Source organism: Stutzerimonas stutzeri (genome assembly GCF_018138085.1).
Lineage (GTDB): Bacteria > Pseudomonadota > Gammaproteobacteria > Pseudomonadales > Pseudomonadaceae > Stutzerimonas > Stutzerimonas stutzeri_AI.
Map to the genome: position 1 here is coordinate 2678288 of NZ_CP073105.1, position 23714 is coordinate 2702001.

General features: G+C 61.1%; 18 protein-coding genes and 3 tRNA genes. 10 read left to right on the plus strand and 11 right to left on the minus strand.

Going from position 1 to position 23714, the window contains the following annotated elements:
* Positions 1-47: 47 nt before the first annotated feature.
* The 7 genes from KCX70_RS12275 to KCX70_RS12305 all read left to right on the plus strand — a co-directional run bounded on the left by KCX70_RS12275 (position 48) and on the right by KCX70_RS12305 (position 10122).
* Positions 48-605, plus strand: a complete 558-nt coding sequence (locus KCX70_RS12275) for a VOC family protein (protein WP_102850442.1) — start codon at positions 48-50, stop codon at positions 603-605.
* A 324-nt stretch (positions 606-929) separates the two neighbouring features.
* Complete coding sequence (locus KCX70_RS12280) at positions 930-3062, plus strand: PQQ-dependent dehydrogenase, methanol/ethanol family (RefSeq protein ID WP_212617726.1); 2133 nt, start codon at positions 930-932, stop codon at positions 3060-3062.
* 281 nt (positions 3063-3343) lie between these two features.
* Positions 3344-4612, plus strand: coding sequence for a carbohydrate porin (locus KCX70_RS12285; protein ID WP_212617727.1), 1269 nt, complete (start codon positions 3344-3346; stop codon positions 4610-4612).
* An 876-nt stretch (positions 4613-5488) separates the two neighbouring features.
* Entirely contained in the window at positions 5489-6034 is a 546-nt protein-coding gene (locus KCX70_RS12290; protein ID WP_212617728.1) for a DUF4256 domain-containing protein, read from the plus strand.
* A 224-nt stretch (positions 6035-6258) separates the two neighbouring features.
* Entirely contained in the window at positions 6259-7098 is an 840-nt protein-coding gene (locus KCX70_RS12295) for a bifunctional allantoicase/(S)-ureidoglycine aminohydrolase (protein WP_021208876.1), read from the plus strand.
* Between the two features lie 190 nt (positions 7099-7288).
* Positions 7289-9283 carry a methyl-accepting chemotaxis protein gene (locus KCX70_RS12300; RefSeq protein ID WP_212617729.1) on the plus strand — a complete coding sequence of 665 codons (1995 nt, stop codon included), beginning with the start codon at positions 7289-7291 and terminating at the stop codon, positions 9281-9283.
* A gap of 212 nt (positions 9284-9495) precedes the next feature.
* Positions 9496-10122 carry a glutathione S-transferase family protein gene (locus tag KCX70_RS12305; RefSeq protein ID WP_212617730.1) on the plus strand — a complete coding sequence of 209 codons (627 nt, stop codon included), beginning with the start codon at positions 9496-9498 and terminating at the stop codon, positions 10120-10122.
* A gap of 66 nt (positions 10123-10188) precedes the next feature.
* Here the strand turns inward: KCX70_RS12305 and fabF are convergent, their stop codons facing one another.
* The 3 genes from fabF to KCX70_RS12320 all read right to left on the minus strand — a co-directional run bounded on the left by fabF (position 10189) and on the right by KCX70_RS12320 (position 13160).
* The gene (fabF, locus tag KCX70_RS12310) at positions 10189-11487 is read right to left on the minus strand and encodes a beta-ketoacyl-ACP synthase II (protein WP_212617731.1); all 1299 of its coding nucleotides are present in this window, start codon (positions 11485-11487) and stop codon (positions 10189-10191) included.
* Between the two features lie 132 nt (positions 11488-11619).
* A complete protein-coding gene (locus tag KCX70_RS12315; protein WP_102845758.1) occupies positions 11620-12159 on the minus strand; it encodes a PaaI family thioesterase in 540 nt (179 codons plus the stop codon).
* A gap of 440 nt (positions 12160-12599) precedes the next feature.
* Positions 12600-13160: a TetR/AcrR family transcriptional regulator gene (locus KCX70_RS12320; protein ID WP_212617732.1), complete on the minus strand. Its 561-nt coding sequence runs from the start codon at positions 13158-13160 to the stop codon at positions 12600-12602.
* A 235-nt stretch (positions 13161-13395) separates the two neighbouring features.
* Here KCX70_RS12320 and KCX70_RS12325 point away from each other — a divergent pair, with 235 nt between their 5' ends.
* Both KCX70_RS12325 and KCX70_RS12330 read left to right on the plus strand, forming a co-directional pair.
* A complete protein-coding gene (locus tag KCX70_RS12325; protein WP_212617733.1) occupies positions 13396-15264 on the plus strand; it encodes a di-heme-cytochrome C peroxidase in 1869 nt (622 codons plus the stop codon).
* Between the two features lie 19 nt (positions 15265-15283).
* Positions 15284-16420 carry a catalase family protein gene (locus KCX70_RS12330; protein ID WP_212617734.1) on the plus strand — a complete coding sequence of 379 codons (1137 nt, stop codon included), beginning with the start codon at positions 15284-15286 and terminating at the stop codon, positions 16418-16420.
* Positions 16421-16490: 70 nt separating this feature from the next.
* Here KCX70_RS12330 and KCX70_RS12335 read toward each other — a convergent pair whose 3' ends face one another.
* The 6 genes from KCX70_RS12335 to KCX70_RS12360 form a co-directional block, all read right to left on the minus strand.
* Positions 16491-17234: a Crp/Fnr family transcriptional regulator gene (locus KCX70_RS12335; protein WP_212617735.1), complete on the minus strand. Its 744-nt coding sequence runs from the start codon at positions 17232-17234 to the stop codon at positions 16491-16493.
* Between the two features lie 125 nt (positions 17235-17359).
* A complete protein-coding gene (locus KCX70_RS12340; protein WP_212617736.1) occupies positions 17360-17803 on the minus strand; it encodes a DUF6306 domain-containing protein in 444 nt (147 codons plus the stop codon).
* Positions 17804-18381: 578 nt separating this feature from the next.
* Positions 18382-19422, minus strand: a complete 1041-nt coding sequence (locus KCX70_RS12345) for a GlxA family transcriptional regulator (protein ID WP_212617737.1) — start codon at positions 19420-19422, stop codon at positions 18382-18384.
* 699 nt (positions 19423-20121) lie between these two features.
* Positions 20122-20206, minus strand: a tRNA-Leu gene (locus KCX70_RS12350).
* Between the two features lie 47 nt (positions 20207-20253).
* Positions 20254-20329, minus strand: a tRNA-His gene (locus KCX70_RS12355).
* 31 nt (positions 20330-20360) lie between these two features.
* A tRNA-Arg gene (locus tag KCX70_RS12360) sits at positions 20361-20437 on the minus strand.
* 271 nt (positions 20438-20708) lie between these two features.
* On the opposite strand from KCX70_RS12360, the gene folD reads away from it, so the two are divergent.
* Positions 20709-21563 carry a bifunctional methylenetetrahydrofolate dehydrogenase/methenyltetrahydrofolate cyclohydrolase FolD gene (gene folD, locus KCX70_RS12365; RefSeq protein ID WP_212617738.1) on the plus strand — a complete coding sequence of 285 codons (855 nt, stop codon included), beginning with the start codon at positions 20709-20711 and terminating at the stop codon, positions 21561-21563.
* A 91-nt stretch (positions 21564-21654) separates the two neighbouring features.
* Here the strand turns inward: folD and KCX70_RS12370 are convergent, their stop codons facing one another.
* The gene (locus KCX70_RS12370; protein WP_212617739.1) at positions 21655-23394 is read right to left on the minus strand and encodes an extracellular solute-binding protein; all 1740 of its coding nucleotides are present in this window, start codon (positions 23392-23394) and stop codon (positions 21655-21657) included.
* 43 nt (positions 23395-23437) lie between these two features.
* Complete coding sequence (locus KCX70_RS12375; RefSeq protein ID WP_021208890.1) at positions 23438-23710, minus strand: DUF2160 domain-containing protein; 273 nt, start codon at positions 23708-23710, stop codon at positions 23438-23440.
* Between the last annotated feature and the right edge of the window lie 4 nt (positions 23711-23714).

A 23714-nucleotide genomic window follows, 5' to 3' on the forward strand; every position in this document is an offset into this window, starting at 1 on the left:
ACAACACAGCAGGCCATCCGGCCCCGCCATGCATCGGAGGAAACACCATGAACCATCCCACCCCCACTGCGCCCAAAGGCAGCCTGCCCGGCCAGCGCGGCATCCAACACTTCGGCCTGACCGTGCCGAACCTCGAGGAAGCGGTGAGCTTCTTCTGCGAGGTGCTGGGCTGCGAGCCGTTCTTCGAGCTCGGCACCTTCGCCTTCGACGACGACTGGATGCACGAGCACCTCAACGTCCATCCGCGTGCAGTGATCAGGAATTTCCAGATGCTGCGCTGCGGCAACGGCACCAACCTGGAGGTTTTCGAGTATTCGGCGCCCGACCAGGCCGGCTCACCACCGAAAAACAGCGACATCGGCGGCCATCACTTGGCGTTCTACGTCGACGACATGGAGGCGGCGGTGGCCTTCCTGCGCGAACGCGGCATCCGTGTGCTCGGCGAGCCCTCGACGTTTACCGAAGGGCCGGGCAAGGGCCTGACCTGGGTCTATTTCCTCGCGCCCTGGGGGCTGCAACTGGAGCTGGTCAGCTTCCCCGAGGGAATGGCCTACGAACAAGGCCGCGAACGCCTGCTCTGGGACCCGCGCTCCCCGGCACGCTGAACCGAGCGCATACAGCCCTGGTACGCACGGGCGTTGGCGCCGAGCGTCACTGCAGCAGGGTCGCAACGCCACCAAAGCCACCAAAGCCACCAAAGCCACCAAAACCGGCAACAAAAGCGCAACGAAGCCGGACCTGTAGTTATAAACGTTTAAATAACAATCCTGAAAAGCAGTGATATACGCGCACATCATGTTGCTCGCTACTAAAGGGCGCAACAGCGAAAGTCGTTTACAAATAAAAAAATATCAGAAGAGCTTTACCAGTGAATGCTCGCTTGAGGCATGCCTGAAGCGAGAACAAACCCTAAACAGGAAATAATAAAAATGAACTTAAAACAGTCAAACCTAAGGGTTCAAATGATCATGGCGGCCTCGCTTTTTGCGATTACGCCACTGCACGCATCAGACAGAGCCATTACGGATAAGGAATTGTCTGATGAATCCAATACTGCTGATTGGCTGGCTTACGGGCGAACACATTCCGAACAGCGATTCAGCCCTCTCAAAGACATCAATGTAGACAACGTCAGCGGGCTGAAGCCTGAATGGTACGCGCCGCTGCCGGACCGATCCGATATCGTCGGAACGCCTTTGGTGGTCGATGGCGTCATGTACTACGTCGGTGAAATGAACAGGACACGTGCGTTCGATGCACGCACTGGCAAGATGCTTTGGGAATACGATCCGCAAGTTTCCAAAGAGATCATCGACAACAACATGAAGAAAGTGTTCTGGAAGCATAACCGCGGCCTTTCGACCTATGGTGACAAGCTATTCATCGCCACCTGGGACGGCCGTCTGATTGCGATTACCAGGAAAGACGGCAAGGAAGTCTGGCAAACCCGAACCTTTGACCATGACCAGCCGTTGAACATTACCGGCCATCCCAAGGCCTTCGATGGCAAGGTATTTGTCGGTAATGGTGGAACAGAACTTGGCCCGATGCGCGGTTATGTGACCGCTTATGATGCCGAAACGGGCAAACAGATTTGGCGTTTCTATATCGTTCCTGGCAATCCTGCCGATGGATTCGAGGATGCAGCTCAGGAAATGGCTGCTAAAACCTGGAGCGGCCGGTGGTGGGAGAACGGCGGTGGCGGTAACGCCTGGCATGGCTGGACTTACGACGAGAAATACAACCAGCTCATTTTTGGTACAGGCAATGGTGGGCCGTGGAATATCAAGGTTCGTAGCCCGGGGGGCGGCGATAACTTGTTCCTGTGCTCTCTCGTAGCGGTAGATGCGGATACAGGCGAATACAAATGGCACGTCCAAACTGCGCCCGGTGACACATGGGACTACAACTCGAACATGGACATCGTGTTGGCCGATCTGAAAATCGATGGCAAGGATGTCGATGCTCTATTGCATGCGCCAAAAAACGGCTTCTTCTATACGATCGACCGCTCGAACGGCAAGGTACTGTCTGCTGAGAAATTCGCCGATGCCAACTGGTCACCCAGGTACGACCTGAAAGAGCAACGCCATATTGTCGCTAAGGACGCCAGATATCCTGATGGCGAGAAGAATATCTACCCTTCGGCATTCGGCGCTCACTCGTGGCACGCGATGTCTTATAACCCCGAGCTGAATCTTGCCTTTATCCCCACCAACCATCTGGGCAATACCTTCAAGGACGATGGCAAGAACACGAAGCCTGGCCACAAGATGGCGAGCCACAAACTCTATCTGGGCCTGACCGGTTGGGAGCTGACCAAAGACCCGCATGAATCTCGCGGTTCTTTGCAGGCCTGGGACCCGGTCAAGAACAAGCGTGTGTGGCAAGTGAACCAGAAGAGCCCATGGGGTGGCGGAACCCTGACCACAGCCGGCAACCTGGTTTTCCAGGGCCAGCCTGACGGCCTGTTCAAAGCCTACGATGCGCGCACCGGCGACGAACTTTGGTCTTATGACGTAGGCCTTGGCATCTCCGCGCCACCGATTACCTACAAACTGGATGGCAAGCAGATGGTTTCCCTTCTGGTGGGACCTGGTGGTGCATTGGCCTCCAACTTTGGCGGCTCCGGTGAACTGGGTTTTGAAAGCCATGGCTGGAAATATGGCGTGCATGAGCGCCGCATCATGACGTTTTCGCTAGATGGAAAAGCGGTTGTTCCAGAACAACCTGCGCCGCAGCTTGCCAGGCCAATTATCGATGCGAAGTTCGAGGTCGATGCCAAAAAAGCAGAGGCCGGCGCAGGTGTTTTCGCAGAGAACCTCTGCGTTGGCTGTCATGGCGCCGGAGCTGTTGCGGGTATGAAAGCACCCGATCTGCGGGAGTCGCCGATACCGCTCAAAGGCAACGAAAAAGCGTTCGAGAGTGTTGTGCGCGGTGGCGCGTTGCTTGCCAATGGCATGCCGAAATTCCCGGATTTGACAGATGCAGAGCTGGAAAACATTCGTCATTTCATTCGTAGGCAAGCACACGATGGTGTGAAGTCTGGCGGAGGACACTAGCCATCATTTAAACGCCAAACCAATCGCTTGATCCGGTAACACCGACAAGAGTTTGAGTTTGGATAGAAGCCTGGATCCAAGTGATAGAACGAGCATGCAACCGCCACTTCAATCGCGAAGATTCGGGCTTTGATCTGGACACACCGATATCGCAGTGCCCCTTACCTAGCCACAGGTAATGAGTAACGAGCACAAGCGCACGCGGATACCGTTTATGCCATAGGCCTTCCAACTAACGATATTCGCTGCACCCGCACCGTCACATTCGAAGGATCAGAACAATGACAACAAGCCTGCGCTTCGGCAGCGGCGTTCTCGCCGCCTGCCTGTTCACTTCTGCCCACGCGGCCGAGTATTCACCCGATCAGTTCCTCTTCGGCGACTGGAACGGCAGCCGCACCCGCCTGCACGAGTCCGGCGTCGATCTGCAGATCACCTACGTCAACGAACTGGCCTGGAATACCCAGGGCGGCGATGACCACACCGGCACCTACGCCGATCAACTGATGTTCGACGCCGCACTGGACCTGGACAAACTGCTGGGCTGGTCCGGCGCCGGTTTCCGCTTCAGCGTGGTCAACCGCAACGGCGAGAACCTCAACGCCGAGGCGGACCTCGGCGTGCTGCTGCAGCCGCAGGAAATCTACGGCTATGGCAGTACCACCCGGCTGGTGCAGTTCTATTACGAGCAGGCGCTGCTCGATGACCGCCTGCTGCTCAAGCTCGGTCGCCTGCCCATGAGCGGCGAGATCTATCCCTTCGACTGTCCGTTCCAGAACCTCGGCTTCTGCGGCACGGTGCCCGGCTACATCACGCCGAACTGGTACACCTGGCCGATCAGCCAATGGGGCGCCACCGCGCGTTACCAGCTGGACGAAGAGTGGTCGCTGCAGACTGCGCTTTATCAGGTCAACCCACGTTTCACCCAGCGCGAGCAGGGCCTGAATTTTGGCAGCCCGTCGGGCACCACCGGCTACCACGCGGTAGCCGAACTGGGCTGGACGCCAACCTTCTCCGGCCAACCTGGCGCCTATCGCCTGGGCCTCTGGCGCAACACCGGCGATTTCGAAGACGTCTACCGTGACGCGGCCGGTCGGCCGATGGCGCTTTCCGGCGCGCCAGCCGCCGAACATGACAAGGCTACTGGCGGCTACCTGATGGCCGAGCAGCAAATCTGGCAGAGCGCTGCGCTGCCGGCGCGGCGGCTGAAACTGTTCGCCAACCTGATCCAGTCCGACCCGGACGTGACCTATATCGAGCGCATCTGGCAGGTTGGCGGCATCCTCTCCGCCCCATTCGCCTCGCGCCCGAATGACGAGATCGGGCTTGGTCTAGGCCGCCTGGAAATCAACGACGACGCCCGCAAGCATCTGCGCGAACAGGGCGAGCCGGTGCCGGATGTGGAATACCCAGCCGAACTCTACTACCGCGTCGCCTTGGCTCCAGCCGTCTCGCTGACGCCGAACCTCCAGTATTTCCGTCGGCCAGGCGGTTTCGACGGTGCACAGGACGTGGTGGCCATAGGGCTGAAGACGGTGATCAGCTTCTGACAGTGCTGCTGCCGTTATCCAAACAGAGGGTGTAACAGAGGGGTAGGTATTGCTGATTCACGTGGGGGCCGCTGATCGTGGACAACGCTTGGGCGGCTCCCGGTGCCCTGCCAGGAAGTGACCGCAAAGTTCTAGTTGGCAGGGCCGGAATATCGGCGTCCCAACGGCCTCCCCCGCCCTAGCCCAGATCGCTGGACAGCGCTCCCTTTGCTTTGGGCCCGCCCACCTGCGAACAAGGCCGCGAGCGCCTGCTCTAGGACCCTAGCTCCCCGGCACGCTGAGCCGCGCGTATGCAGCCCTGGGGCTGCAGCCGGAAGCGGCGCAACAGAGCCGGCCGACGCCATTACTGTTGCGCATACGAGCTGAAACGACAGGAAAAGCCGGGGCCGGCTGAGCGATTTTCGAGCAGTCTGAACGCAGCCCCGATGCTAGCGACGTTGAGCGAACCTTCTACGGCGATATCCACTTGGTTATCCACAGTTTCTGTGGATTAAGCCTCGCCGTTCTAGATCCGACGGAGCCAAACCGAACGCCAACCTGAACGGAGCGAAGCGCGCCCCGGCAGTATTGCCGCAGTAGAGCGGCGCGCTGTCCCGATCCGGCAACGCATCGCTGCAGCGCCGCAACAGAAGCCGGATCTCGGCCTTCAAGAATTAATCCCCCACTTAGCCGCAACGGCGCGGCGATCTTCTTCCGTCCTGCCTGCACCATCGAGCACTAACACGGCGGGCAACCTTCACGGTCTGCATCCATCCGGATCAGCAGCTACGCTAACGGTCGTTCGCCGCAACGCTGGACGACACGTCAGGCTGTCGGCAGCACCTATCCGCGCCGAACCACACATGGCCCAGCAACCCTCGACAACGGCTGCGAATCATGAAGAAAACCGAACGAGAAGCCCTGCTTCGCCTATTGAAGGATCGCTTCGAGCAAAACGCTCATCGCCACGAAGGTATCGAATGGGGCGATGTCCTTGCGAGGCTGGAAAGCAACGCCAATGCCCTGCGCTCCCTGCTGGCAATGGAAAACAGCGGAGGCGAACCCGACGTGATAGCGCACGACAAGCAGACGGGGCAGTTCACCTTCTGCGATTGCTCCAGCGAGAGCCCGTCTGGTCGCCGAAGCCTCTGCTATGACGACCCGGCCCTGAACGCCAGAAAGGAGAACAAGCCACTGGCCAGTGCAATTGAACGAGCCCATGAGATGGGTATCGAGCTGTTGACCGAACAGCAGTACCGGGCGCTGCAGACACTCGGCGAATTCGATAGCAAAACGTCCAGCTGGGTCAGCACGCCGTCCGATGTCCGTTCGCTGGGTGGGGCACTGTTCTGCGATCGGCGCTACGGCAAGGTGTTCCTGTATCACAACGGTGCGCAGTCCTACTACGCCGCCAGAGGGTTTCGCGGGTTGCTCTACGTATGAACATCGACCCGCTCGGCCTTGGAAATAGCCCGTAAGGATCAGGAAAGCTCGCGAAAATTTGCGCGGTCGAAAGCGTTCGACGCCAGGCTTAGCGCGGGTTTGGAGTGAAAGCAGATTTATTGTATACAGTTTCGATAAAAACATGTTCAATATGTATACAAAATCTGCTCCTTCCCCAGCCTGCGGCCTCGCCAGCAGGTTCCAACAACCATGACGGGAGTTTTATGGCAAACACCAAATACTATGCCCCCACTGGCGGGCACCCAGCGCAGACCGAACTGCTGACCGATCGCGCGATGTTCACCGAGGCTTACGCGATCATTCCGAAGGGCGTGATGCGTGACATCGTCACGAGCCATCTGCCGTTCTGGGACAACATGCGCATGTGGGTGCTTTCCCGTCCTCTGTCCGGCTTTGCCGAGACCTTCTCCCAGTACATCGTCGAACTGGCGGAAGGCGGTGGCAGCGACCGCCCTGAGCAGGACCCGAATGCCGAAGGCGTGCTGTTCGTGGTCGATGGCGAATTCACGCTGACACTCGAAGGCACCACGCATGCGATGCGTCCTGGCAGCTATGCGTACATTCCGCCGGCAGCCACCTGGACACTGCGCAACTCCAACGCCGCTCCGGCACGCTTCCACTGGGTGCGCAAGTACTACCAGGCGGTCGATGGCCTGGCGCGTCCCGAAGCCTTCGTCACCAACGAGCAAGACATCGAGCCGATACCGATGCCGGGTACGGACGGCAAGTGGGTCACGACCCGTTTCGTCGACATGAGCGACATGCGTCACGACATGCATGTGAATATCGTGACCTTCGAGCCCGGTGCGGTCATCCCCTTCGCCGAAACCCACGTCATGGAGCACGGCCTGTATGTCCTCGAGGGCAAGGCGGTCTACCGTCTGAACCAGGACTGGGTCGAGGTGGAAGCCGGCGACTACATGTGGCTGCGCGCGTTCTGCCCACAGGCCTGCTACTCGGGCGGCCCGGGCAAGTTCCGCTACCTGCTGTACAAGGATGTGAACCGTCATATGGATCTGGGCAAGTACAACCACCGCGGCTGACCGTTAGCCCAGCGCTGTCCAAACGCCCTCCTCGCCCATGGCCAGGAGGGCGTTTTCGTTTCCCTTGCCCTGCCAGTAGCGGCGCAGCGTTCAAACCGTTAGTCAGCCGGGCCTCAAGCTGGCCGGCAAGTAGCCGATAGACCGCCGTTCGCCAAGCCCGTTGGGCCGGCTGTTTACAGGTTCAGGACAGATGTCAGCATTCAGCACCATCAAGGCCCGTTACACCCTCACCTTCATCTGCTTCGTTCTGCTGGTGATGCTCCTCACCATGCTTGGGATAAAGCGATTCATCACCCCGCAGCTCATTGCCGCCGGTGAAACCATCGTCTTGTCCGAGGTCGCCGAGATTGGTGAACACATCGGCGTAGAGCTTGCGCGGGTCGAAGCCCAGGCACGGAGCATTACCCAGACCGTACCCATGCTGGAAAGCGACGAGATCGATCGGGTTCTGCCCGGTCTGGTCGATCAGTACGGCGACGCGAAAGTCTTTGGCGGCGGAATCTGGCCGCTGCCCAATTTGCGTACCCCGGGGCGTGCCAAACACAGCACCTTCTACCACCGGGATTCGGCAGGAAAGCTGATCGTCAACACTCACTGGAACTCGGCTGAATCGAAGAATTATTTCGAGGAACCCTGGCATCGCGGCGGCATGCAGGCGCCTCGTGGCAAGTGCGTCTGGGCCGCGGCGTACAAGGACGACGCCAGCGCCGAGCCGCGCACCAACTGCGCCATGACCATCTACAAGGACGGCTCGGCCTGGGGTGTCTCGACGATCGATCTGACCCTTGGCTTCTTCAACCGTCTGGTCGCCGATAAGCAGAAGGAGATCAACGGCGAAGTGATGATCGTCGAAGCGGATGGCAAGATCCTCAGCAACCAGCCACAACTGAGCGCAGACATGGTACTGCGTAACGTGTCGGAGCTGGCCAGCCAGTCGCCTTTCATCGCCACCGTGCAGAAGGCCCTGGCCGATATGCCGCAGCAACTGCATCGCGCGTCCTACAGCAGGGACGGCGAAGACTTCAGCTTCTTTCTGACCCCCATCGAAGGAACCCCCTGGTGGCTCGCCGCGGCGCTGCCGACCGCCCAGCTCGAGGCCCGCAGCGATGCCATGCTCAAGACGCTCGCCTCGCTGCAGATCCCCATGGTCATGATCCTGCTGGCGTTGATGATCGTCGCCCTTAACCAGCTGATGAAACGGCTTGGGGTGCTGCGATCGAATATCGATGCCCTGTCGGCGGGTGACGCCGATCTGACCAAGCGAATCGACATCAAGGGCGAAGACGAGGTCGATCAGGTTGGTCGCTCGGTGAACGGATTCATCGGCTATCTGCAGGCGATGATGATCGATGTAAGCGATGCCACTACCCAGATCCATGCCGAAATCGGTCAGCTCAAGCAGCTCTCGCGCACGACCAACGAGGCCCTGGCCAGGCACGCATCGGAAACGGATCAGGCGGTCACCGCGATCAACGAGATGAGTTCGACCGCAGAGTCCGTTGCGCAGAGTGCCAGCGATACCGCGTCCTTCACGCAAACCGCCAACCACAACGCCGTCTCCTCGAAGCGGGTCGTTGACGATGCCTCCAACAGCGTGCGCGCCCTGGTCAGCGAAGTTGAAAGCGCGACCGCCAAGGTGCAGGCAATGGAAGCCGATGCCCAACGGATCAACGACGTGCTCGGCGTCATTGGTGATATCGCCGGCCAAACCAACCTGCTGGCGCTGAACGCCGCCATCGAAGCCGCTCGCGCCGGTGAGCAAGGACGCGGCTTTGCGGTGGTCGCCGACGAAGTCAGGGCGCTCGCGGCTCGTACGCAGCAGAGCACGTCCGAGATCAACGAGACGCTGCAGCGCCTGCAGCAGGCCGTCGGTTCGGCGGTCCAGGCCATGGAGCAAACCAAGGTCAGCTGCCAGACTACCGCAGACAAGACCGCCCAGGTCACCGTCGGCCTGGATGAAATGGCGGGCTCGGTCGTTCACATCAATGACCTGAGCACCCAGATCGCCACCGCAGCGGAAGAACAAAGCGCCGTCGCCGAGGAGATCAACCGCAACATGGTCGCTGTCCGACATGTCGTCGACGAGCTGGTTGAAAGCGGTGTAAGCGTGGACCGCAGCACCGAGTCGCTGCTCGACAGCAACAGGCGCCTGTCGGCTGTCGTCAGCCGCTTCAAGGTTCGCTGATATCGGCAGATGTTGCTGGAAAACCCACGCCAGGCGGCGTTGAAAACAGCGAGCGAACGGCAACAGACGAAAACAGGCTCGGATGCGGAACGGTCTCGCATCCGAGCCTGTTTTTAACGCTCTTTTTATATTTATAGGGTGTCGATTCGGCACGCTCCCGCTCGACTAATTAGGCATCCAAGCGAAATTGCCTGAAATCACGGGAGCCGAAAATGTTGAAACTGTACGGAACGCCGCCAACCCGCGCTCTGCGCGTCATCTGGTTGCTCAACGAACTGGGGCTGGAATACGAGATGGTTCCGGTGGACCTTCTGAGAGGCGAGCAACGGAAACTCGACTTTCTCACCCTCAACCCCGCCGCCAAGGTGCCGGTTCTGGTCGATGGCGACCTCGTCATAACCGAATCGGCCGCCATTCAGCTCTACCTCGCGGAGAAAAACCCCGAGGCGGGCTACATTCCGGCGACGGTGGAAGACCGATCCCAGATGTATCGCTGGATCTTCTTTCTGGTCACCGAGATTGAGCAGCCGCTCTGGCGCATAGCGCGGCATACGTTCATCTATCCGGAAAATCAGCGACTACCGCAGGATATCGATCTGGCGCGCCAGGAAGGCATCGAGATGGTGGCAGTGCTGGAACGACACATGAAGGACCGTGAGTTCCTGGTGGGCGACCGGCTCAGCGTGGCCGACTTCACTGCGGCGTATACGCTGGACTGGGCAAACGAAGAGCAGATGCTCGAAAACGCGCCGAGGTTGAAAGCCTACCTGGAGTCGCTATACGCCCGCCCCAAGGCTCCTCCAACCATTGCCCGGGTGCTTGCAACAACCGACAACTAGCCGTGGTCGGCCGTCGACGTGAGCGGAGCCTGCTCTACAGGCCCCGCCGCAACGTACAGCCGGCGCTCAGACGGTGCGCAAGCTTGGCTGCCAGCGACGGAACAGCACGCTGGCATTGACGCCGCCGAATCCGAACCCATTGGACAGCGCATACTCGATCGGCATCTTCCTTGCGTTCAAGCCAACCAGATCGAGTCCGTCGGCCGCCTCGTCGGGATCGGTCAGGTTCAACGTGGGCGGGACGATCTGATCACGAAGCGCGAGCACGGTGAAGATGGCTTCGATGCCACCGGCGGCGCCCAGCAGATGCCCGGTGCTGGACTTGGTCGAAGTGATCGCCACGCCCGACCCCGTTCCGAAGGCGGCTCGAATGGCGGCCAACTCGCCTCGGTCACCGACCTGGGTGGACGTCGCATGCGCGTTGATGTGATCAACCTGGCCCGGCGCCACCCCGGCCTGTTGCAACGCCAGTTCCATCGCCCGACGCGCTCCGCTGCCATCGGCCGGACCGGCCGTCAGGTGGTAGGCGTCTGCACTGGTGCCGTAGCCGACCAGCTCGGCCAGAGGCTGGGCGCCGCGCGCCAGGGCATGCTCCAGAGATTCGATCACCAGCAGACCGGCACCTTCGGCCATGACAAAGCCTTCGCGGTTGCGATCGAAGGGCCGAGATGCTTCCTGCGGACGGTCATTGAATCCGGTCGACAAGGCCCGCGCCGCCGCGAAACTGCCGAGGGTGACGCGATGGATCGCGGCCTCGGTCCCGCCGCAAACGGCAATATCCGCCTCGCCGCTGCGGATCAGACGCGCGGCGTCCCCGATCGCTTGCACACCGGCGGCGCAGGCGGTGACCGGCGCGCCGAGCGGCCCTCTGAAGCCGTGCTGGATCGAGACATGCCCGGCCGCCATGTTGGCCAGGAAGGACGGCACGGTGAATGGCGACAGCCGACGTGGCCCGCGGTGGTCGGTGGTGCGCACGGCCTCGGTGATCGCATCGAACCCACCGACGCCCGAGGCAATCAGGGTGGCGGTTCGCTGCCGGGCGGTTTCGTCGGTGGGTTGCCAGCTCGCCTGGGTAAGAGCTTCCCTGGCGGCGATGAGCGCGAATTCGATGAAGCGATCCATCTTCTTGCGATCCTTGGCCGGGATATACCGATCGGGGTCGTAGCCGGCCTCGCGGTCCTCGGCAACGCTCGGCACGCGCCCCGCTATGGCGCAACCGGTCCCCTCCGCCACGTCCTCAGGCAACGTGCGAATGCCCGATTGCCCCGCCAGCAGCCGCGACCAGACGATCTCTGCGCCACAGCCCAGAGGCCCGACGATCCCAACGCCCGTTACGACGATACGAACTGCATTTTGCTTGGTCATGTCATTCCTTACTTCAAAGGCCGGCGGCGCACGACAGCGTCGATTGCTATCCGACATAGCCGTGGCGATTGGCGTCGATCGCTTGCGATGTCAATGGAATCGATCACTGCCGACAGCGACGCGGGGGTGGCCTCACGCGCTCGGCGTGAGGATCAGGCAACTGGTCGAGCCGATGGCATAGAGGCGGTCTTCCACATCGTAAAGACGCCCTTCGGCCACAGCGGTGGAGCGACCGACATGTATCACCCGGCCCTCGGCACGTACCGGTCCGACGCCGGCGCGCAGTGCACGTACGTAGGTGATGCGCAGATCCGTCGTCGTGTATCCCTGCCCTGTCTCCAGCCGGGTGTGCACGGCGCAGCCCATGCAGGAGTCCAGCAAGGTGGCCGCGTAGCCACCGTGCACAGTTCCCAGCGGGTTGTAGTGGCGCTCGCTCGGCGTGCCCTGGAAGACGAAATAGCCTGGTGCCCAGTCCACCGGCACGAAGCCCATCAGCTCTCCGATTGGCGGACGAGGCAACTCGCCCCGGCCAATCGCATCGAAGAATTCTTGCGGAGACATGGCCGTAGCCGTGGCGAGCGGCACGCTACCGACCGGCCCCAGCCGGGCTCGCATGGCTTCTTCGGCATTCAGCCATTCGGCCAAACGGCTTTCTCGTTCTGCATGGTTCATGGGCCTTCCTCGGCGATTCGACGTTTGCACGCGCATTGAATGATGCACAACATATAAACCATATGACGGCCATCATGTAAAGCGTGAACAGGCTGCCAGGCGTTGCGCCACATGCTGACGGTGTCGCTCAGGCGGTCGTCGCTTGTTGACCAACGACCGCACAGGACGAGGCGGCTACCTTGGCCGTTTGGTCGCGACTGGGGCATTCCGGATCGAGCAGCCAGTTCCAACGTTGCGGGGCGAGGTCTGCGGTGCGCGGGTTTCGCTGGTCAGCTTGCGCCGGCATTTTTCAACGTCGCCGATGGACATCCCATGTAGGGGTTTAGCCTGTCAGGCGCACAGCCGGGACCTGCGTTGCGCGATTGATTCGCATGGGGTTGGTGTGGATCCACTCCCCATTCGTGCACGCGACGACCAGCGTCGCCTTGCATGGCCAGGAATCAGGCGGTTTCGCCCTTTGCACGCCGTAGCAAGCTGGCGCGGGTTTCATCGAGCAGCCGATCGGCCAGATGCGGATCCGTCACGCTACGCGAAAGCATCAACGCGCCAACCATCGCGCTGAGCGCCATTGCCGCGTCCTGGCTGTCGTCCAGATGCGCGCCCAGCTGGGCCAGCCGTTTGCATACCAGGTCGTCGGTGACTGCGCTGGCTTGGCCGCGCTGACCCAGTTCGGCGGACACGGTGGGCAACGGGCAACCCTTTGCCGGATCGGCACGATGACTCTTGGACAGATACAGCGCAATGAACGAGGCCAAGGGATGGTCCCCTGACAGGCTGTCGGCCGTGACCTCATCGAGCTCGCTCAAGCAGTGACGCAGCGCCTCCTCGACCAGTTCGTCCTTGGATTTGAAATGCGCATAAAACCCACCGTGCGTCAGGTCCAGCGCGTTCATCAATGCCTGCAGTCCGGTCGCGCTGACGCCATCGCGGCGAAAACGCCGTGCGGCCTCTTCGACGATGCGTTGGCGAGTCTTGGCCTTGTGATCTTCGGAATACCGCATGGACGCCTCCACCATTCATATGCTGCCCGTCATGCTACGCAATTAGCGACCGCATCAGGGGAAACTTTCTGCATATCACGGTAACTGGACGCGGCGTTGCACGTTCGAGGCGCTGGCAGAAAGACGTTTCAGGCATGTGGCGGGTGTGGCGGGTGACAGACGTCACAACATCATATTGCCATTAGCCACGGAGCCTGCCATAAAGCAGCACTTCAAACGTTACAAGGACGTACCGATGCGATTGCTGCGACGTGCTCTGTTCGGGCTGTTGTCGATAGCCGTGCTTGTTGCCGGCGTAGGGCTGTATTTCGTGGCCTATCCGAACCTGCCGGATTACGAGCCTCCCTCAGAGCTGGTCTATCTTGATCAGTGGAGCGAGGCCGATCGCCAGACGTTCTATTTCACGCCACAGGGCACTCAGGTCAAGGGGCTCGAGTACGACTGGTTCAGGGCGCTGGAGCTGCCATTCAGCCGCGACAAGTTCGCGGCCCCGGAATACCTCGCACGCTTTGGTTTCCTGGTCGATCCGAAGCAACGACCCACACCCGCGAACCCCGCCAACCTGCCCGTCGGCTTTGCCCGCCACGAAGATGACGAGACCGGGCGCGCCTACCTGGACGTGACGTGCGCCGCCTGCCATACCGGCGAGCTGCGCTACGAAGGGCGCGCCATCCGCATCGATGGGGGCGCCGCGATGCATTCGCTGGCCTCCACCGTGCCAACGTTCCGCGGCGGCGCCTTCGGGCAGGCGCTCGGCATGAGCATGGCATTTACCTACTACAACCCGATCAAGTTCCGGCGCTTCGCAAACGAGGTGGTGGGTGACGACGAACGCAACCGTCATCAGCTGCGCCGCGATTTCAAACAGGTGCTCGATCGGCTGCTCGGCACGGCGCTCAATGATTGGCACCGCGACCTCTACCCCACCGAGGAGGGTTTCGGTCGAACCGACGCCTTCGGGCGTATCGCCAACACCGCGTTCGGCGATGCCATCGACCCGTCCAACTACCGCATCGCCAACGCGCCGGTGAGCTATCCGCAGCTGTGGGACATCTGGAAGTTCGACTGGGTACAGTGGAACGGCTCGGCTATGCAGCCGATGGCCCGCAACATCGGCGAGGCGCTGGGCGTCGGGGCGCGGCTGCAGCTCCTTCGCGAGAACGGCCAACCAGTTCCAGAAGCTGAGCGCTATGCATCCGGCGTTCGCGTCCGCGACCTTCACACCCTGGAGACCACCCTCACGCGCCTCGCCCCGCCGCGTTGGCCGGAGGAGATACTGGGCAAGATCGATCTGCAGCAGGCCAGCCTGGGGCGCGCGCTCTACCGGCAGAATTGCGCATCGTGCCATGACGCCAGGCCCAAGCCGGTCGACCAGCGCTTCGCGCCAGATCGCGACCCGGAATGGCGCATGCGGGTGATCCCCACCGCGATCGTCGGAACGGACCCAACCGCGGCCGACAACATTGCCGATCACCGTTTCGATCTCGCACGGCTCGGCTGGACGCAAGACGAGCTGGAGCGGCTGGATGTCCGTCTCTACGGCGAGCCGACCGGCACGCTGGATCTCGGTAGCATCTCCAGTGCAAAGGGCCTGGCGTACATCACCGCTTATGTCGAACGTCGGGCTTACCAGGATGCGGGCATAACGCCTCAGGACCGGGCTGAGTTCGACGGCTATGCGCTGCCGATCGGTGTGCAGGAGTTACGCGGATACAAGGCACGGCCACTCGACGGCATCTGGGCAACGCCACCCTTCTTGCATAACGGCTCGGTACCGACGCTTTTCCAGCTGTTGTCGCCGTTGGCGGAACGCCAGAAGCGCTTCTGGGTGGGCAATCGTGAATACGATCCACGGCAGGTCGGCATCCGCACCGAGCGGTTCGATGGCGGTTTCCTGCTCGATACGACGATCACCGGCAACGCCAACCGCGGACATGAGTTCCGCGCCGGTTGCCGGGGCGGCGGTGTCATCGGCCGAGCGCTGTCACCCGAAGAGCGTTGGGCACTGGTGGAATACTTGAAGGTGCTTGGCGACCCGCGGTTCGAGCCCCGCTTGACGGACACTGCGCTCCGCCCCCGCCTCGCCCCGCCAACCTGCAACTGACGCTGCAAAGGATATGCGTATGCTCACAAAACTCTGGCTGTTGTTGGGACGTCTGCTCGGCCGCCTGCTCCTTGTTCTGGCCACGCTCGGCCTGGCGAGTTGGGCAATCAGCGCGCTGGTGTATCACTTCAAGCACCGCGGACCGGTTTCGGCCGAAGAGCTGATCGCCCCGACCGAGGCCGCCGACACCCAGGCAATCATTGACAATGCGATCGCGGTCGTCGCGCAGCACAGCGAGAACACACGCGTGCTGCGCGATGCCCACGCCAAGGCGCATGGCTGCGTCAGGGCGCAAGTCAGGGTCCGAGACGACCTGGACGTCGCGCTTCGACAGGGCGTATTCGCCGAGGCCGGTCGAACCTGGCAAGCCTGGATACGCCTTTCGAATGGCAATGCCTATCCCCAGTTCGACCGCATCAAGGATGCGCGAGGCATGGCCATCAAACTCCTCGACGTACCCGGTGACAATCTCACGCTCGACCCACGTCATGCCCACGAGCAGGACTTCGTGATGTTCAACCATCCGGTTTTCTTCGTTCGTGACGTGGCCGAGTACCGCACCAATTTCGCCGCCCAAGCCGAAGGCAAGCGGCTACTGGCCTTCTTCCCGAGCCTCGATCCGCGCAGCTGGGAAGTGCGCCACCTGTTCATTGCCCTGCAGACGCTCGCCCCGGCCCCTGAAAGCCCGGTGGCAACGACCTACAGTTCGGTGGCGCCATATAAATTCGGCCCGCACAACGTGAAGTACCGAGTGGTACCTGCGCCCAGCCAGTGTCCGGACTACCAGTTGCCCGAGCAGAACCGCGAACTGCCCAACTTCCTGCGCAGCGCGCTCTATCGGCAGTTGTCGCTGGACCGCGCGCCGGCCTGCTTTCAGCTTCAGGTCCAAAGGCAGAACACGGCGCACTACATGCCCATCGAAGACACCAGCATCGAGTGGGACGAAGCCATCGCGCCATTCGAAGCGGTTGCGGATATCCGTGTGCCAGCCCAGGACTTCGATAGCCCCGAACAGAACCTCGCATGCGACAACCTGTCGTTCAACCCGTGGCACGCCGTGCCGGACCATCGCCCGATCGGCGGAATAAATCGCCTGCGCCGGGCCGTCTACGAGGCCATCAGCGCCTATCGGCATGAGCGCAACGAAGCACACTGACGGCCGCCAGTGTCGCCAAAAGACGGTTACCGACTACCCGTCCGCGAAGACGGGTAGCCGGTACACCAGGTCAGCCGTTCGCGGCGATCCGACAGCTTCCGGCTCCGGAATCTCCCAAGCATGACACTTCAGACAACGCCCGCCCGGCAAGGGGCTCGCCATCATCGAGCGTCCGCTTGAAAAGGCTTTCTTCAGCAATGAGGTACAGTCGCTCCGGCGCGTGAACGATCATTTCCCGCCCGCGCACCTCGAGAATCCCTTCAGACCGAAAGCCCGAGAAGACTCGCGAGACGGACTCGATCGCCAAACCCAGGTGATTGGCCAGCTCCCACCGAGCCATGGGCAACCGTATGCGCGTCGCGGAGAGGCTTCGGCCAGCCAGCTGCGCCATGTGATGGACGATGAACCGGGCAACGCGAATCCGAGAGCGAGGGGCCGCCAACCGCAGCCGCGCTTGCCGGTTATAGCGCAGCTCCTTGCTGAGGAGCTGCAACAGAAAGCGGTTCAGCGCCGGGCTGCTGGCACTCACTTGCTTCAACGCATCGACGGAAATATCGCAGACGACCGTCGTCTGCATGGCCGTCAGGGTGTTGCTGTAGGTGTCGTCGCATAGGGCTGCCACCCCGGCGAAATCGCCTGCCAGCGCGAAGCCGACGATGCGCTCATCACCCTCATCATCCGTTCGGGAACTCCGAACCGAGCCGGTCCGGATCATGTAAAGCGAGCTGGCTGCCTGACCGGCCCTGAACAGGACATCGCCCTTGTTCAAAACGGGACCCTGCGTTATCAGCCGACCCAGGGTCATGAGGTCCATACGACTCAGTACGGCAGGCAAGCACTGGTTGGCTTTTACGCAGTGCAGGCATTGAGGAACCGCCTGGGATTTAATCAACGTTTGTCATTCCAAACTTCTTCCAGTCAGTGCGGGTGGCGATCCGTTCACTCGCTAGCGCAACGACTCGCGTTTGCGGCGTAATCGTCGCTGTTGATTTCGTGGGTACTCAGGACCGCCTCCAACTGCTGGCGAATCTCGGGGTGGCTGACCGATGCGAGTAACGCTTCGAGCTTTCGAATCACCCAACGTTGTCCGCGGTCGATCAATGCGAGACGGTCGTCGAGGTTCGCTATCGCCATGCATTTCTCATAGAACGCGCCTCGCTCCTGTCCCGGCTGGACACCGAGTAGAGTCAGGCATTCGCGCAACCGCTTGCAGCTATCGGCCTCACCCTGGCGAACCTTTTCCAGCATGCTGCGCTGCAGGTCCGTTTGCGCCTCGGCGAGGCTGGCCGTAGCGACCTGGACCCCTGCCCGCTCCGCGCTGAGCAGCTCGCCCAGCGCCTCGATCAGTTCACGACGCTCTGTTGTCACGCACTCCTCAGCCATCGCAGTCTCCTCCTCTGGTCGGAATCACTGTCGTTCGCACACACGAGCGCCACTGGAAGGCGCGGCATTGCGTGCCGGCATCCTATGGCGTCGTTGCGCTTACCGAAAATGAAATCTGATGGTTATTGAGTGCAGTTTTTTTGCACTGAGCCGGGGCCGAGGAGGAAGCCGTGAATGTAACGGCTTTGAGTAGCGCGGAGCAGAGACACACCGATAGCCTGACAAAGCACCCAGACACCCAAAAAGCTCGCGGTCAAGACCGCTCCTACCATGCACCACGCAACCGTGGGAGCAGCCTCGACCGCGAAGGCTTCCCGACAGCTAGGTCATCCGACCTAGATGCTGCCTGGTTTCTCTGTGGGAGCCCCGACCCGGGGCGAAGCTTTTAGCCCGTAGGCAAGGCAGCCCTGCGGGCTGCATTCGCCGCGGGACGAGCCTCCCACAAGAGCGGACCACTTTGTTATCACCTAGAAGACCTGAGAGGCACGCAGACACCAAAAAGCTCGCGGTCAAGACCGCTCCTACCGTACATCACGCAACCGTGGGAGCGGTCTCGACCGCGAAGGCTTTCAGCTTCTTTACCGCGAGGCCCCCTGCGCACCAGCTCGGAAGCGCCCTGGAGCCACATCGAAGAACTCGCGAAAGCAGCGACGGAAATGCGAGCTGCTGACGAAGCCGCTGGCGACGGCGATGTCGGTGAGAGACTTGTTTGTCTGCTGCAATAGCTGGCGCGCCCGGGTCAGGCGCAGCTCCAGGTAATAGCGCGAGGGCGTGGCATTGACGTGGCGGAAGAACAGGCGCTCGAGCTGGCGCCGGGAGATTTTTACGCAGGCGGCAATCTCGTTCACGGTCAGTGGCTCTTCAATATTGTTGTGCATCAACTCCAACGCTAGCTTGAGATGCTGTGGCAGGGTCGGGTTGTAGTCCACCGCAACCACCGATACGTCCATTACCTCCTTCATCTTGTCGCAGCTGAGCACCTCGTCGACCGCATTGACCAGGCTCTCGCCACAGTCGCGCTTGAGCACCTCGAGCATCATTCCCAGAGAACTGTTGGCGCCAGCACAGCCGATCCGCTCGCGATCCAGTACATAAGCGCGGTTGGACAGTCGCACCTTGGGAAACAGCTCGGCCATCATTGCCCGACCGTCCGGGTGGAAAGCGCAGTCGTAACCGTTCAACAAACCCGCTTCGGCGAGGAAATAAGCGCCGTTCCAGAGGCCACCGAGATTGGCTCCAGCCGCATCGGCCGAACGCAGCTTGCTCCTGAGCAGCGGATCGGCCTGCAGGCGTACGCGAAAACCGCCACAGACCACGATCAGTTGCTGCTCCTTCTCCTTCAGCTCTGCGAGACGGCAGTCGGCCGAAATTGCGATGCCCAGGTCGCTGACGACCACATCTTCGGCGCCACCGACGACCAAGACGTCATACAGCGGCTCCGCACTCATCAGATTGGCCGTAATCAGAGCATCCACAGCGCCCGTAAAGGCCATCATCGAGAAGTTCTCGCGCAGCACGAAAGCGACCCGACGCAGCGGCGTCATGCCCCCGCCACGTGACACCCTGTCGAGGTGCGCAAGGTTTTTGTTTTTCAGCACACTTTCGAACGAAGATCTCATCTGACGACTCTCAAGCGGCAAGCGTATGTCGACTGTCTGAACGCCACGGCAGCCTCTCCCCGTAGCGACGGAAGCCACCTGGCGGTCCAGCAGCACGTCACAGCCGAGCCCGACGGCCCCGAAGCGGCCCCGACCAGCTGCAACCTTAACCGTGTCCAACAGACGGACCTGTCTTATCAGCGACATCCAGTTAACAGCTGGGTCCGTAGTTGATCGAGCAGACGCGACGCCGAGGCTTGTCAGTCCGCCATCTCGGATAGCCCGCGAAACCTCGAACTATCCGCTCAGGGAGTCATGCCGCCCTCAGACACGGACCATCGATGCCCGCCGCTTCAGCAGAGCTTCGAAACCGTCCAGTGCAGCAGCCGATGGGATGTTCACATGAGCCTTGTCGTCAATCGAAAGGCAGCTCGTAATGCTGGCACGCCGTTACGTGATGGGACCGGCAAACATACTGAAGCGTGTCTCCGGCCTGCGAAGGATCGACGGCGACGGGATAGGTAGCCGTTCGCCGCAAACATTACGGTACAGCCCGGGGCGGACCGGTACGGCAGCGGCTGGATCAGCAACTAATCGCCAGACACAAAAAAGCCCCTGTTACGGGGCATCCATGGGAACGCACTGGGAACAAACACGCGCTCTTTTGCGCTGCCTCAGATACGCGAAAGCCCCGAATTACGGGGCTTTCAGCGCTTTAGATGGTGCGGACGGAGAGACTCGAACTCTCACACCTTGCGGCGCCAGAACCTAAATCTGGTGTGTCTACCAATTTCACCACGTCCGCAAAACTTCTAAACGAAAACGCCAGGCAGCGCCTGGCGTTTCGGAATATGGGGTGGACGATGGGGTTCGAACCCACGACCGCAGGAGCCACAATCCTGTGCTCTACCAACTGAGCTACGCCCACCATATTGCCTTGCTTGTGCCAGAGCCCGAAATGGCGCACCCGGCAGGACTCGAACCTGCGACCATCCGCTTAGAAGGCGGATGCTCTATCCAGCTGAGCTACGGGCGCTTTTAGCTGCATTCCCATCTGAGCGCAGACTTCAAGCTTCAGCTAATGAGGATCTAACCCCTCAAAAGCCGTCTTACCCAGCAGCAAGCTGTGCTCGACAAGCGGGGCGAATCTTAATGGTCTGCCTACACCTCGTCAACAGCAAAATCGAAAAAAAATCAGTCTGGTAAAGGGGTTACGGGAACCGATCTCCGCTTCGCCTTTGCCGGAAGTTATCGTCGTGCGAGAATGCGCGTCCTTTTTCAGTCCTTCTCGATGGTTATCACGCGTCATGACCGCACAACTGATCGATGGTAAACAGATCGCTGCTTCTATCCGCCAGCAGATTGCCGGCCGAGTAGCCGAGCGGCGTCAGCAAGGTCTCCGGGTACCGGGGCTGGCAGTGATCCTGGTGGGCACCGATCCAGCCTCCCAGGTGTATGTCGCTCACAAGCGCAAGGACTGCGAAGAAGTGGGCTTCAAGTCCACGGCCCATGATCTGCCGGCCACGACCAGCCAGGAAGACCTGCTGGCCCTCATCGATCAGCTCAACGAAGACCCACTCATCGACGGCATCCTCGTGCAGCTACCGCTGCCCAAGCACCTGGATGCGTCCCAGTTGCTCGAGCGCATCCGGCCGGACAAGGACGTGGATGGTTTCCACCCGTACAACATCGGCCGCCTCGCGCAGCGCATGCCGCTGCTGCGCCCCTGCACGCCGAAGGGCATCATGGCCCTCCTGGAAAGCACCGGGATCGATCTGCACGGCCTCAATGCCGTGGTGGTCGGGGCGTCCAATATCGTAGGCCGCCCCATGGCACTGGAGTTGCTGCTGGCCGGCTGCACGACCACCGTGACCCACCGCTTCACCCATGATCTGGCTGACCATGTGAAGCGCGCCGACCTGATCGTGGTCGCTACGGGCATCACCGGTCTCGTCAAAGGCGACTGGATCAAGGAAGGCGCGATCGTGATCGACGTGGGCATCAACCGTCAGGCCGATGGCAAGCTGGCCGGAGACGTGGAGTTCGATATCGCCGTGCGGCGCGCCGGCTGGATTACCCCTGTTCCGGGTGGCGTCGGCCCGATGACGCGCGCCTGCCTGCTGGAGAACACCCTGCACGCTGCCGAACATCTGCACGGCTAAGGGCAAGCGTCCGCCTGCAAAAACACCTGGAAGTAAAACGGCACCCTTGGGGTGCCGTTTTGTTTCCAGCGTATGACCGTTCTGCGCTGGCCTAGCGGGCCTGCTCCCACGATTTGATCAGCTCGTCGTAACTGACGGTCTGGCCCTGCGGTTTTTCGTTCTCCAGTTTGGGTTTCGGTGAGCCCGGCTGGTCCAGCCAGTACTGCGGATCACGCGGCTCGTTCATCTTGGGTCCGCACTTGGATTGCACCTTGGCCCGCTCCAGCCGCGCCATCATGGTGTCCTGGGCTTCGGCAAGGCCGTCGAGGGCTTCCTGGGGCGTCTTGTCACCGCTCGCCGCTTCGGCGATGTACTGCCACCAGAGCTGCGCCAGGCGTGGATAGTCCGGCACGTTGGTGCCGGTGGGCGTCCACTGCACCCGCGCAGGGCTGCGATAGAACTCGACCAGGCCACCGAGCTTCGGCGCCGCATCGGTCATGGCCTGCGAGTTGATGTCGGACTCGCGAATCGGGGTCAGACCGACCAGGGTCTTCTTCAGCGACACGGTTTTCGACACGGTGAACTGCGCATACAGCCAGGCGGCCAGCCGGCGCTTTTCCGGTGTCGAGTTGAGGAAGGTCCAGGAACCGGTGTCCTGATAGCCGAGCTTCATGCCCTCCTCCCAGTACGGCCCCTTGGGCGACGGTGCCATCCGCCACTTCGGTGTGCCGTCCTCGTTGACCACTGGCAAGCCCGGCTTGGTCATGTCGGCGGTGAAGGCGGTGTACCAGAAGATCTGCTGGGCGATATTGCCCTGCGCCGGAACCGGACCGGCCTCGGAGAAGGTCATGCCTTGGGCTTCTGGCGGTGCGTACTGACGCATCCAGTCGACGTACTTCTGCGTGGCGTAGACCGCGGCCGGACCGTTCGTAGCCCCGCCACGCGCCACGCTCGAGCCCACCGGATGGCAATCTTCGACGCGGATACCCCACTCGTCGACCGGCAACCCGTTGGGCAGCCCCTTGTCACCCGCGCCCGCCATGGAGAACCAGGCATCAGTGAAGCGCCAGCCCAGGGAAGGGTCCTTCTTGCCGTAGTCCATGTGGCCATACACACGCTGCCCGTCGATCTCCTTCACATACTTGGTAAAGAATTCGGCGATGTCCTCATAGGCGGACCAGTTCACCGGTACCCCGAGCTCATAGCCATAGCGTTCCTTGAACTGCTTTTTCAGGTCGGGACGCTCGAACCAGTCGGCACGGAACCAGTACAGGTTGGCGAACTGCTGGTCGGGTAGTTGGTAAAGCTTGCCGTCCGGGCCGGTGGTAAAGGAAATACCGATGAAATCGTCCAGGTCGAGCGTCGGCAAGGTGACGTCCTTGCCCTCGTTCTTGATCATGTCGCTGATGGCCACGGCTTTGCCATAACGGAAGTGCGTGCCGATCAGGTCGGAGTCGTTGATGTAGCCGTCGTAGATGTTCTTGCCCGACTGCATCTGGGTCTGCAGCTTCTCGACGACGTCGCCCTCCTGCATCAGATCGTGGCGCAGTTTGATACCGGTGATCTCACTGAAGGCGCGCGCCAGGGTCTTGGATTCGTATTCGTGCGTGGTGATGGTTTCCGAGGCGACGTTGATTTCCATGCCGCGGAAGGGCTCGGCCGCCTTGATGAACCAGCGCAACTCCTCCATCTGTTGTTCGGGCGTAAGCGTGGACGGGTTGAACTCCGACTCGACCCATTTCTTCGCTGCGTCCTCGTAGGCGTCTGCCCACGCCGTTCCTGCCATGCCAGACAACGTCAGCAGGGCCGTAAGCGCCATGCCATGTCGGGTGTTGTTTTTATTGTTGAACATACACACCTCCTTCGGATTTTTCGGAGAGAAGAACCGCACCGGCTCAACCCCAGCGCATCACTGCAAACAACCAGACGACAGATAGCACCGTCGCTATCCAGATGCTCCAGTCGGTCAGCCCTATTAGCAAAAGATGCCAATAGGCGCTGCCCAGAAGTCCAATGAACAATCGGTCGCCGCGCGTGGTGACGATGGGCAGAAAGCCCTTGCGTGGCACGCAGGGGCGCCGCAGCTCCCAGGCGCTCATCAGCGCCAGCATCGCGCCAATGCCGGAGAAGAACACCGCGGTAAAGGTGGTCCAGGCCATCCAGCTCATGTGC